Genomic DNA, 12,040 nt, shown 5'->3' on the forward strand with positions numbered 1-12,040 from the left:
CAGACAGCTCTCCTGACGGGCGCAGGATTTCACCAAGAACAACAACGGCTCGGGCCAAAGTCGCTGCAAAGCTTCCCGGCCCACGGCCTCCTGGCTGACAATTCAGAGTTTGCCGTAGGAATGCAGCCCACCCAGGAACAAGTCGACGCCGATGAAGCAGAAGGTAACGACGATCAGGCTGATAAATGCCCACCAGGCCATGGGGCGTCCTTCCCAGTTACGCTGACTGCGGGCGTGCAGGAAGCCGGCATAATTCAGCCAGACAATCAGTGCCCAGGTTTCCTTGGGGTCCCAGGACCAGAATCCCCCCCAGGCCTTGGCCGCCCAGACTGCACCGAGAATGGTGCCGACCGTAAAAAACAAAAATCCGAAGGCGATGGTTCCGGAAAAGGTCTTGTCCAGTAGTTCCAGGCTGGGCAGGCGATCACGCAGGAAGTTGCCGCTGCTGATGGCGCGTTCTTTCAGCAAGTAGGCCAAACCGGCCATGGCTGAAATATAAAAATTGGCGTAGGCAATGAACATGGAGGGTACATGGATTTTCATCCAGAAGCTCTGCAATGCCGGAATCAGTGGTTGAATACGGTTCAAATGATACGCAGCACCCACCCAGATCAGGAAAATATCAGCGACCAGCACCAAAGGCAGAACAAAAGCTCCCAGTCCCCGGTTTTCTGTGCGATTTTCGTGAAACAAGTAAAACAGGATGGTGGTCGCACAAAATAACACCATCACATCATAAATATTGCTGACAGGAATATGTCCCCAGGATGGGTGGCCGATATAGGTTTCTCGCCAGCGAATGGCCAGACCGGCAAAGCCCAGAGCAACGGCAATCCAGGCCAGACGATGCCCCCAGTTGCCCGCATTCTGGTTACCGGCAAACAAATACAAATAGTAGCCAGCGGCACTGAGTAAAATTGCGCCACTCATCCAGTAAAACATCGCATTACTGTGGAAAAAGTAGCGTATTGCGAGGCTGTCGTGAGTCGTGAAACCCAATTGATAAAGCCCTACCCCGCTGCCGGAAATAGCCATGACGACCAGAAACAAAATCCGGAAAGCCGGCCATTTCAGACCAAACCACATTAGGCCGACATACCACATACCGAGGATGATGAATTGCCACATCCAGAATTCAGCACGAAATATGGCCCATGTGGCAACGGCGCCGACGCTCAGAAAAATGGCCCAGGCAATACGCTGAGCTTTGGAGTTTTCTATGGATGTGGGTTCTTTAAGTGAAAAATAGGGTGATTGGAGTTGCGCTGACATCTTGTTGGCTCCTGTTTCGCGGTAGTGTTTGGCATCTGTTTACAATTTTATAAGGGCTTTAAGCAATAATTAAGCCCGCAAATTCCGGGCTTTTTATCTATCCGCAGGGGCCAAAATGCTCGCTTTCAGAATGCGCTAACTTACACATAATTTTAGTCTTTTGGGCCTATTCGAACAATCGGGACAATGCGTCTGGTTCCGAAATGGCCAACCTGTTCACCCGGGCTCAGGCTTGCGGCGGTCTACTTTGATCGAGTCTGGCCAGTAAGCGAAAACCACCGATGACCCCCAGAATGCGCTCTCGCAGGTCGTTTTCAGGAGTCGTGGAGGAAACTGGCCAGAATTTGCATTGGGTATGGGGTGCCCGTTCCAGATCAGGGACCCCATCACAGTCCAGAGCAATGAAAAGATCGGGCCATAAGTATTCTGCCGAATTGGCTTTGGCGATCAGCCACTCACCGCCAAGTTCAGCAGCTAATTGGGCAGCATATTGCGCCTTTTCAGGTGCGCTTGGATGCCAGAAGAGGATATGTGCACGTCGTTTATACATGAATGCCCTATTTATAGCGGAATTGTGTAAAAATAGCAGGACAGAGCGCGTAGCGGGAGTAGGCATGAAATTCAGGCGTTGTCAGTGACAATAACAGACTGGTCAGAAAATCTGGGACAAAATGGGGCCTTGGCACAACGCTTGCCGCAGTTTCGGGCGCGTGCCCAGCAGCAGGCCATGGCCGCGCAGGTTGCCCAAACCTTGCAGCAGGGTGGGGTGGCATTGATTGAAGCGGGTACGGGTACAGGTAAAACTTTTGCCTATTTGTTGCCCGCCATGCTTTCCGGACGCAAGGTGCTGGTTTCCACCGGAAGCAAGGCACTGCAAGACCAGATTCTCGAAAAAGACATTCCCTTGCTCATGGATGTGGTGGGTAAGCCGATGCGCGTCAGCCGGCTCAAGGGGCGGTCCAACTATCTTTGTCTGCATCGTCTCCAGCGTTTCAGCAGCGAGGGTGTCGCTCCGCTGCTGGCGGCGCCTCTCGCAAAAATTGTGGGTTGGGCGGGGCGCACCCGGGAGGGAGATATTGCGGAAGTCAGTGGGGTTCCGGAAGACTCGGCGGTGTGGCCGCTGGTGACTTCAACCCGGGATAATTGTCTGGGTAGTGAATGTCCTGATTACCAGCGCTGTCATGTCGTGGAAGCGCGGCGCAAGGCTCAGGAAGCCGATCTGCTGGTGGTGAACCACCACCTGCTTTTTTCCGATTTGGCACTCAAAGCCAATGGTATGGGGGATCTGCTGCCCCGGGTGGAGGCGATGGTGCTGGATGAGGCCCATCAGGTTTTTGACCTGGCGGGCCGCTACTTCGGGCGGCAACTCAGTAGTCACCAGTTGTGGGATTGGGCCAGGGACAGTCGTGCGGAAGCCCTTGGCGAAGCGGCAGATGACGCGCCTTTACTGCTGGCCGCAGCTGCGCTGGAGACGGCGACCGGTGCCTGGCGGACTGCGCTTGGGGCTGGTGAGGACCGGATTCAGTGGGCACTGACGCCAGGGTCTCCCCAAGAGGCGGCTTTTATCCATTTACATCAGGCTGGACTTACGTTGCTGCAAGCCCTTCAGCAGGCCTCCGCCCGAGGCAAGGGACTGGAACAATGTGCGGCACGGGGCGCGGCGCTGCTGGCCAGCGTCGAGTTTTTTTTGCTGCATAATGCCCCGGAAATGGTGTTCTGGCAGGAGAAGAGAACGCGTACTGTGCAGTTACACGCCACCCCCCTGGATGTGGCGGGACCGCTGCAAAAATATCTGCTGGAGCCCATCGAGGCATTGGTGTTGACCAGTGCGACCTTGCGGGTGGGGGACAGTTTTACGGTCACCGAACGGGCACTGGGTCTTAGTGGCGCACAAACTTTCAATGCCGCTTCACCTTTTGATTATGCCCGCCAATCTTTATTGTACTTACCCTCTGGCCTGCCTGAGCCCAGTCATCCGGGTTATACGACGGCTTGTCTGCAAGCCGCCATACCAGTGATTGAGGCCAGTGCCGGGCGGACTTTTATCCTGTTTACCAGTCATCGCGCCCTGCAGGAGGCGGCATCCTTTTTACCCCGCCAATTGGGCTTTCCCGTGCTGGTACAGGGCAGCATGCCGCGTTCGCGCTTGCTGGACCGTTTCCGTAGTCTGGGCAATGCCGTCTTGCTGGGCGCGGCGAGTTTCTGGGAAGGTGTTGATGTGCAGGGAGAGGCCTTGTCCTCGGTCATTATTGATAAGCTTCCTTTTGCCAACCCATCTGATCCGATTTTGCGCGCACGCACTGAGCAATGTCAGGCAGCGGGCGGCGACCCCTTTCGGGAGCTGCAAATACCCCAGGCCGTTATTGCCTTGCGCCAGGGCGTAGGGCGCTTGATACGCTCGGAAACCGATCGTGGTGTTCTCATGCTCTGCGACCCGCGTCTGCGCAGCAAAGGTTATGGAAAGATTTTTCTGGAAAGTTTGCCCCCTATGCGGCGAGTGAGTGATCTGGAGGCGGTGCAGCAGTTCTGGAAGGCATCGCGGTCATGAGTGATCCGATTATTCTCGCGATAGATACGGCGACCGAAGCCTGCTCGGTCGCCGTGAATGGCGTTGCGGGGGTGGTCGAGGCGTGTCAGGTGGTGGCCAATGCCCACAGCCAGATATTGTTGCCGATGATCAGTAGGGTATTGCAGCGTGCCGGACTGATTCTGGCCGATCTGGACGCCATCGCCTGCGGGGTGGGACCCGGCGGCTTTACCGGTGTACGTATTGGGGTCAGTACCGCGCAGGCTCTGGCGATGGCGCGGGGGTTGCCCGTATATCCGGTTTCCAGTTTGCAGGCGTTGGCGGCAACGACCGTCCAGCCATCGGTTTTGACGGCCCTGGATGCGCGTAAAGGCGAGGTCTATGCCGCCATCTATGTGCAGGATGAGCGTACCGGGCTGCCAGTATTGCAGGGCGAGGAGCGCGTTTGCCCGCCCGGGGCAGTGGCCTGGCCCACTGAGGGCGGGTATTGGGGGCTGGGTAGCGGTTGGCCCCTGTATTATTCCGGATGGCAGCAAGATAACGTCCTGGGGTGGACGGACGACGCCTATCCGCAGGCAGAAGCGGTTCTGCGTCTGGCGCTGGCTCGTCATAACAGGGGCGATGAAGGTTGTCGTCCTGACCAGCTCGAACCCCATTACATCCGGCCCTTTCTGCCTCAGGATCAACAAAAATGAAGTTGCGACCGATGCGGGCGGAAGATCTGGATGCGGTGGCGGCACTGGAGTCGCACATATCCCCAGGGCCCTGGACGCGGGGCATATTCCGGGATTGTATGCAGGCCGGATATGATGCCTGGGTCATGAAGGATGAAACGAATATCCTGACTGCCTTTGGTGTCTTATCTACCGGAGCATCTGAAGCGCATGTGCTGAATCTGGGAGTGAGTCCGGCACAGCGCCGCCGGGGTTATGGGCGTAAAATGCTCATGCACCTCTTGTCGCGTGCCGGGCAATTGGGTGCAGAACGCGCCTTTCTGGAGGTCCGGGTATCCAATACGGCCGCCCAGCAATTGTACCGCTCGGCGGGTTTCCATGAAATCGGGGTGCGCTTGAATTATTATCGAAATACCGAGGGTCGCGAAGATGCCCTGGTTTTGTCCATGTCCCTGGTTCGTGATGTACATTTTTTTAAAGAAGGTTAAAAAAGCTTATGTCTTCCTCACCTGAAGCACTGGTTCCGTCAGTGGATGCCTTTCTGGAGGCTATTCAACGGCGCCGGACTTTTGCCATTATTTCCCATCCTGATGCGGGTAAAACCACCCTGACGGAAAAACTGTTGTTGTTTGGCGGTGCCATTCAACTGGCAGGGACCGTCAAGGCGCGTAAAAGTAGCCGCCATGCTACCAGTGACTGGATGACTATTGAAAAAAATCGCGGTATTTCCGTGGCGAGTTCGGTGATGCAGTTTGAATATGCAGATCACGTGATCAACCTGCTGGATACTCCCGGTCACCAGGACTTCTCCGAAGATACTTATCGGGTGCTGACGGCAGTGGATTCGGCCTTGATGGTCATTGACGGCGGTAATGGTGTGGAAGCCCAGACCATCAAATTGCTGGAAGTCTGTCGGTTGCGCGATACGCCCATCATCACCTTCATGAACAAGTTTGACCGCGAAAGCCGGGATCCTACGGAGCTGATGGATGAAGTGGAGTCGGTGCTGGGCATTCAATGTGCCCCCGTCACCTGGCCGATTGGTATGGGCAAGCGTTTTCGAGGGGTCTACCACCTGTTGCGGGATGAGGTACTGGTGTTCGCCCCCGGTGAGGAAACCCGTGAGCATCAGCTGGAATGTATAGCCGGCCTGGATAATCCTGAGCTGGACCGGCGCTTTCCTGAGGAAATGCCCGAGTTGCGGGAACAAGTGGAACTGCTGCGAGCCGCTTCCAACCCGTTTTCACTGGAAGATTTTCTGGAGGGGCAGCAGACTCCGGTGTTTTTCGGCTCCGCCATCAACAATTTCGGAGTCCGGGAACTACTCGGAGCCCTGATTGACTGGGCACCCTCGCCGCGCCCTCGACCAACGACTGGACGTGCGGTGCAGCCTGATGAACAGGCTTTCAGTGGCTTTGTTTTCAAAATACAGGCCAATATGGACCCTCAGCATCGCGATCGGGTGGCGTTTTTGCGGGTTTGTTCCGGTCATTTTCAGCGTGGCATGAAAATCAAGCATCTGCGTATAGGGCGTGATATTCAGGTGCATAATCCCATCACTTTTCTGGCTCAGGAAAGAGAGCTGGTGGAAGACGCCTATGCGGGGGACATCATCGGCCTGCATAACCATGGCAGCATTCAGATTGGTGACAGCTTCAGTCAGGGAGAAGCGCTGCAATTTACAGGAATACCCTATTTTGCGCCGGAATTATTTCGGCGGGTGCGTCTGCGCAATCCGCTCAAGGCCAAACAGCTGCAAAAAGGCTTGCAGCAGTTGGCAGAGGAGGGCGCGACCCAGGTTTTCAAGCCACTGCAGGGTGGCGATATGATTTTGGGGGCGGTAGGCGTGCTGCAGTTTGATGTGGTGGCAGAACGCTTGAAAACCGAATACGCGGTGGAAGCCATTTTTGATCCGGTTACCGTCCAGACGGCTCGCTGGATTCAATGTGAAGATGCCAAAATCCTGGCGGAATTCACCCGTAAGCATGAAGATCATTTGGCTGAAGATGCGGGGGGTCGCCTTGCCTATCTGGCCCCCTCGCGGGTGAATCTGGATTTGACCATGGAACGCTGGCCGCAGGTCGTCTTCCATGCCACCCGGGAGCATGCGGATACCTGAAGTTGTAGACAAAAGGAGTTTGCACGGATGAAAAAATCCACCCTGATGGTCCTGATGCTGCTGATTTGGCCCCTGGCAGCGGCCGCCCAGGATCTGGAGTCATTGCGCAATCAGGCCGAGTCTGATCCGGCCGCTTTAGCACAGCTGCAGGCGCTCGCCCGTGGGCATGATGCCAAGGCGGCATTTTATCTGGGGACCCTGTATTCACCGCTGATCACCCGCAAGGAAGTCACCGTCCATAAAGGCTGGCCAGAAACCCTCCATTGGTACCGTAAAGCTGCAGGATTGGGTCTGGCCCGAGCTGATTTTGACTTGGGTCTTGCTTACGAAGAAGGCCTGGGTGTGCGCAAAAACCCGCAACAGGCCAAGGCCTATTTTGCGCGCATGGCCCATATTGCCCAGAGTGAAACAGCACTGCCAGCCGCTGCTCAGGTTCCCGCAAACCCGCAGGAGTCGGTGCGGCAGGATTGATGGTTGTTGTGACCAGTCGTATCGCTTACTTGCGCGTCAACAGGAAAACCACTATCCCGAAAAATACCAAGCCTCCTGATAAAGCCAGCAACACCAGGGGATTAGTTAAACCTGCGAAGGGACTGGCACCGTACATGATCGCTCCTCTGTATAGTAAACGTGTGGCTAACTTTGGGTTTGGTTGTCTACAAAATAAGGCGTTGCGCCAGACGCCGATACTGAATGGCCTCGGCCAGATGTTGCAGGCTGATCGTGGCGCTTTCTTCCAGATCGGCAATGCTGCGGGCCAGGCGCAAAATGCGGTGATAGCCACGGGCGGAAAGATGCAGGGTATCAGCGGCACGAGTCAGTAAACGGGCGCCCTCGGGCTGTAGCGCACAATGCTGGTCCAATGCTTCGCCCTGCAGTTGGGCGTTACGGCAGGACTGTCGTTGCCACTGTCGGTTTATGGCCGCGCTGATCCGCTCGCGCCAGTAGGCAGAACTTTCGCCCTCAGGCGCTTTTTGCAGGAGTTCTAGCGGAAGACTCGGCACTTCTATTTGAATATCCATACGATCCAGCAGGGGGCCGGAAAGACGACCACGATACTGGGTAATTTGGGTCGGGGTGCACACACAGGCCTGGTGTGGATTACCGAGATTGCCACAGGGGCAGGGATTCATGGCGGCAATCAGCTGAAAACGCGCCGGGAAGGTGCTTTGCTGGGCGGCTCTGGAAATATGGATTTCGCCGGACTCCAAGGGTTCCCGAAGCACTTCGAGAACACTCCGCGAGAATTCCGGCATTTCATCCAGAAAAAGAATGCCATGATGCGCCAGACTGATTTCCCCTGGGCGAGGGCGCGATCCCCCACCCACCAGTGCTGCCGAAGAAGCACTGTGATGGGGGGAACGAAAGGGACGTTGTCCCCAGCGTTGCACATCAAATCCACCGCTTTGCAAACTATGGATGGCGGCCACTTCCAGGGCTTCGCTGCGGCGCAGGGGCGGAAGCAATCCGGGCAAACGCGCAGCCAGCATGCTTTTCCCGGTCCCGGGAGGCCCGGACAGGAGAATATGATGACCTCCGACGGCCGCAATAATCAGTGCCCGTTTGACGGTTTCCTGACCGCGCACATCCCGCAAGTCCGGATAGGGGATGGCGTTGCTGCCGATCTCATCATGGGGGATTGTTTCCGGCAGTGGTTGGGTGCCGCGCAGGTGGGCCACCGCTTCAGCGAGATTGCGGCAGGCCAATACGGGCGCAATGCGGGCTAAAGCGGCTTCCACGGCATTGCCTTCCGGGAGCAGTAAAGTATGCCCGGCCTGACCAGCGGCCAAACTGCTGGAGAGGGCTCCAGTCACCGGGCGCAGGCTGCCATCCAGTGCCAGTTCTCCGATCAGCTCAAGATTTTCCAAGGCTTTCAGAGGGATCTGACCGCTGGCGGCAAGAATGCCAATGGCAATGGGCAGGTCAAAGCGCCCCCCATCCTTGGGGAGATCGGCGGGTGCCAGATTGACGACCATGCGTCTGGCCGGAAACTCGAATCCACTGTTCTGAATGGCGGAGCGGACGCGATCCCGGGATTCCTTGACGGCAGTCTCGGCCAATCCCACCACGGCAAAAGTGGGTAGCCCCGGCCCCAGATCGCATTCTACGGCGACTGCAGCAGCATGCACCCCCGTGAGCGCACGACTCTGGACAATCGCCAGAGGCAAGGTTCAGTCCTTGTCGGTATTTTCGTCGAGGGCTGCTTTGGGAGCCAGGGCGTCCAGGCGCGCTTCCAGGACCGCCACGCGCGAGGCCAGTCGGGAGACCAGATCCTGCTGGACATCAAATTCGTCGCGGGTAACCAGATCCAGACGATCCAAAGCGTTGGAAAGAATGGCCTTGACCTGTTTGTCCACATCTTCCTTGACGGTGCCCAGGCGCGCAAATGCGTCACCAAGAGTGGCAGCAATATCATCAGCAATACGGTGTTGCATGGTGGTCTCCTTAAAGGCCCATGGCCTGACGAATCAGAAAGCGTTTAACCGGTGGAAGCATTGCCGTTCCCAGCATGCCAATATCGCGCAGACGGGCAAGACCACGACTGCGATTGGAAAACAGATGGCTCAATGCCCCGCAGGTCATTACGTTGAGGAGATTATCAGGGCGTCGCGCTCTTTGATAGCGGCGCAGTGCAGGATTATCTCCCCAGTCCTCATGTTGGGCTCGGGCATCGCGAATGGTGGTGATTAATGCCTGAACATCGCGAAAGCCCAGATTAACCCCCAGTCCGGCCAATGGATGCACACCATGCGCACTATCTCCCAGAACTACGCAACGGTCACCCAGGTAGCGGCTGCTGTGCAGACCGGAAAGCGGGTAACTGCTGCGCTGGCCAATACGCAGAAAATGCCCCAGTTGCGGCCCGAATGCCAGTTGAAGGGCCGCTAAAAATGCAGTGTCATCCATCGCCATCAAACGCCGCGCCAAGGCGTGTTTGGCACTCCAGACGATAGATGCACGGGGATGATTTTCGGCATCCGCACTGAAGGGCAGGACGGCCAGGGGGCCCGTAGCCAGAAAACGCTGATAGGCGATCCCGCGATGGGGTTTTTCCATCCATACGGTGGCGGTGATGGCATCCTGGCCGTAGTCTTCCTGAAAAACCGGTGCCTGAATGAGCTGTTTGCGCAGGGTGGATTGGCGGCCTTCGGCAATGGCCAGGAGGGTGGTTTTGTATTCGGTTCCGTCTGCTGTGCTGAGTTGCATGTGTTGCGGATCAGCCCAGGCCTGAGCGATTTCCTGAGCGTAAAGCACAGTGACTCCCGCTTCAGCCAGTGCGGCATGGAGCTGCTGCTCCAAACGCCGGTTTTCAACAATATGACCGAGAAAGGTTTCGCCGGCTTCTTCGGCGTCGAGATGAATGCTGCCGGAATTTTCAGCATCCCAGACCCGCATTCTTTCGACTTTGCTGCCATGCGTGGACAGGTCGATACCGAGTTCCTGCAAAAAACGCTGAGAACCATTGGCCACCAGGCTTGCTCGCTCCAAGGGATCTGCCAGGGCGCAGACCGATTGCGGACGTTTTTCAAAAAGTGCGACCCGGAGTCCGCTTTGCCGGGCAGCCAGCGCCAGACTGGCGCCCACCATGCCTGCTCCAGAAATGATCAGGTCGTAATGTGCGTCAGTGGACATGGACAGACTCCCTCATCAGGTCCGGGATGCTGCTCCCGACAGGCAGGCGAATTCCCGCCAGACGGGCAGCGAGTTCGCGTTTCCCCAGCGTGCTTTGTTCGAGCAGGGCAAGGGCTGCAGCACGGGCGAAACGCCATGGCAGGCGCGGACTGCTGAACAGGCGATTCATGGCTTCGGTGAAGGCGATGGTTTCCAGGCGGTCCCGGCGGCGAATCCGGCTGTAATCTTCCAGCAAGCGCCTGGCCCCTGGATCATGCCCGGCATCGGCAGCCTCCCGAAGCAGAGCGGCCAGGGTGACGACATCGCGCAAGCCCAGATTGTAACCTTGGCCAGCCAGGGGGTGGAGCGTTTGGGCCGCATTTCCCACCAGTGCCAGACGTTGACTGGGTTGAGCCCATAATTGCTGAAAAAACAGAGGATAAACACTGCGCGGGCCGGTACTGGTCAGCGGGGGAAGATGAGGTGGTCGTTGGCGGTTCAGGGCTTCCAGAAAGGCGAAATCACCTAAATCCAGTATCTGGCTGGCGGCGCTGGGACGCAGGCTCCAGACAATGGAAAATTGCTGTTGACCAATAGGCAGAAAAGCCAGTGGCCCACTCTCCTGAAAATGTTCAAAGGCAATGCCCGGTAAGGCTTCACGCGGTGTTACCGTGGCGACAAGGGCATGTCGGTTATGATCCCAGCCCATGCGCTGCAAGGCCGCCAGACGGGCAAGACCTCCATGTCCCCCGTCGGCCACGACAGCCAGCGCCGTGTCCACGCGCAGGTCCGGCCAATCAAGCTGGAGGCGATCGGGAAACCATTGCATGCCCTCCAGAGGCCCTGCCGCTTCCTGTTGCAGCGTACTACATTGCGCCAGCGGCAGTGCCAGCGCTGATTGCAATGTATGCAGTCCGGCTACTTCTCCCAAGCGTTGTTCCGGCGCTTCCAGAAGCTGCTGCTCTAAGCGGACCCGACCGCTGAGCCCCTGTTGGGTGATCTGGACAGTTTCAATGGCGGCAGCATCATGCAGAGGCATTTGGACGCCGAGATGGCTAAGCAGACGACGACTTCCCAGTGCCAGAGCAACCGTCCGCTCACTATGCACAGGGCGTGGCTGCTGCAGTGGAAAGGTGTCGACCATGAGTATGTTGAAGGATGTCTGTTTCAGGGCCAGCACCAGACTGTGCGCCACAGGCCCATTGCCGAGGATGGTGATATCGGCGGTCAGGCTACGCATAATTTCTCCGGTACTTGAGCATATCCTGCCATTTAAGACCAAGATGCCGCTTGCAGCAAGTCATGAAGTCTCAAATCCGGCAGTACATGCGGACAAAGTCTTAAAGAACGTCCTAAAATGGCTGGATGAATATGAACTCTATGGCTCGTGATGATAGTTCGGCTGGCACGTCGCAAAACCCTTTCCTGCAGGGTTTGATTGACAGTCATTGTCATCTGGATGATGAGGCCTTTGCGCCAGACCGTAGCGCCGTCATACAAAGGGCCAAAAATGCTGGCATCGATAAAATTCTGGTGCCTGCTTACAGTCCGGCATTTTGGCCGCGTCTGCACCATCTCTGCGCGCAACAGTCCATGCTTTATCCGGCTTACGGGGTGCACCCTTTGTATATCAATGCGTGTGCATCTGACTGGCCTGGGCAACTGCGAAGCCTGCTGGATCAGGCGGTGGCAGTTGGCGAAATTGGGCTCGATCTTACGGAAGGTGCGCCTGATTATGCGTCGCAAGTGGCCTGCCTGAAAATGCAATTGCATCTGGCCCAAGAGCTGAATTTGCCCGTGATTCTCCACGCGCGCCGCACCCTGGAAGCACTGTCA

12 protein-coding genes are annotated in these 12,040 nt (G+C 56.8%); 6 read left to right on the forward strand and 6 right to left on the reverse strand.

Annotated features, from left to right (window positions below; translation table 11 throughout):
- Positions 1-102: 102 nt before the first annotated feature.
- A complete protein-coding gene (gene ccsB / locus HAP95_RS16475; protein ID WP_226832872.1) occupies positions 103-1,272 on the reverse strand; it encodes a c-type cytochrome biogenesis protein CcsB in 1,170 nt (389 codons plus the stop codon).
- 226 nt (positions 1,273-1,498) lie between these two features.
- Entirely contained in the window at positions 1,499-1,822 is a 324-nt protein-coding gene (locus HAP95_RS16480; RefSeq protein WP_215885219.1) for a hypothetical protein, read from the reverse strand.
- Positions 1,823-1,906: 84 nt separating this feature from the next.
- Here HAP95_RS16480 and yoaA point away from each other — a divergent pair, with 84 nt between their 5' ends.
- From yoaA to HAP95_RS16505, 5 genes are read left to right on the forward strand one after another with little or no spacing between them, the layout of a single operon-like run.
- Positions 1,907-3,820 (forward strand): DNA repair helicase YoaA, encoded by a 1,914-nt coding sequence (gene yoaA / locus HAP95_RS16485; protein ID WP_215885220.1) that lies wholly within the window; start codon positions 1,907-1,909, stop codon positions 3,818-3,820.
- Positions 3,817-4,494 (forward strand): tRNA (adenosine(37)-N6)-threonylcarbamoyltransferase complex dimerization subunit type 1 TsaB, encoded by a 678-nt coding sequence (gene tsaB, locus HAP95_RS16490; RefSeq protein ID WP_215885221.1) that lies wholly within the window; start codon positions 3,817-3,819, stop codon positions 4,492-4,494. Before yoaA ends, tsaB begins: the two co-directional genes overlap by 4 nt.
- Positions 4,491-4,961: a ribosomal protein S18-alanine N-acetyltransferase gene (rimI, locus tag HAP95_RS16495; protein ID WP_215885222.1), complete on the forward strand. Its 471-nt coding sequence runs from the start codon at positions 4,491-4,493 to the stop codon at positions 4,959-4,961. Before tsaB ends, rimI begins: the two co-directional genes overlap by 4 nt.
- Positions 4,962-4,969: 8 nt before the next feature.
- Positions 4,970-6,592 carry a peptide chain release factor 3 gene (locus tag HAP95_RS16500; RefSeq protein ID WP_215885223.1) on the forward strand — a complete coding sequence of 541 codons (1,623 nt, stop codon included), beginning with the start codon at positions 4,970-4,972 and terminating at the stop codon, positions 6,590-6,592.
- A 27-nt stretch (positions 6,593-6,619) separates the two neighbouring features.
- Positions 6,620-7,063, forward strand: a complete 444-nt coding sequence (locus tag HAP95_RS16505; RefSeq protein WP_215885224.1) for an SEL1-like repeat protein — start codon at positions 6,620-6,622, stop codon at positions 7,061-7,063.
- Positions 7,064-7,248: 185 nt separating this feature from the next.
- On the opposite strand, the gene HAP95_RS16510 is transcribed toward HAP95_RS16505, so the two are convergent.
- Genes HAP95_RS16510 through HAP95_RS16525 form a run of 4 tightly spaced genes read right to left on the reverse strand, consistent with a single transcriptional unit; the run spans position 7,249 to position 11,444 of the window.
- A complete protein-coding gene (locus HAP95_RS16510; protein ID WP_215885225.1) occupies positions 7,249-8,760 on the reverse strand; it encodes a YifB family Mg chelatase-like AAA ATPase in 1,512 nt (503 codons plus the stop codon).
- 3 nt (positions 8,761-8,763) lie between these two features.
- Positions 8,764-9,027, reverse strand: coding sequence for an accessory factor UbiK family protein (locus HAP95_RS16515; RefSeq protein WP_215885226.1), 264 nt, complete (start codon positions 9,025-9,027; stop codon positions 8,764-8,766).
- Positions 9,028-9,037: 10 nt separating this feature from the next.
- Complete coding sequence (locus HAP95_RS16520; protein ID WP_215885227.1) at positions 9,038-10,225, reverse strand: FAD-dependent monooxygenase; 1,188 nt, start codon at positions 10,223-10,225, stop codon at positions 9,038-9,040.
- Positions 10,215-11,444, reverse strand: a complete 1,230-nt coding sequence (locus tag HAP95_RS16525) for an FAD-dependent monooxygenase (RefSeq protein ID WP_215885228.1) — start codon at positions 11,442-11,444, stop codon at positions 10,215-10,217. The genes HAP95_RS16520 and HAP95_RS16525 overlap by 11 nt, the downstream gene beginning before the upstream one ends.
- Before the next feature lie 140 nt (positions 11,445-11,584).
- Between HAP95_RS16525 and HAP95_RS16530 the strand changes: the two genes are divergently transcribed.
- Positions 11,585-12,040, forward strand: a 456-nt coding sequence (locus HAP95_RS16530) for a TatD family hydrolase (RefSeq protein ID WP_215885229.1), incomplete at its 3' end; no start/stop codon positions are given.

Source organism: Acidithiobacillus sulfurivorans, assembly GCF_018853815.1.
Classification (GTDB): Bacteria; Pseudomonadota; Gammaproteobacteria; order Acidithiobacillales; family Acidithiobacillaceae; genus Acidithiobacillus; species Acidithiobacillus sulfurivorans.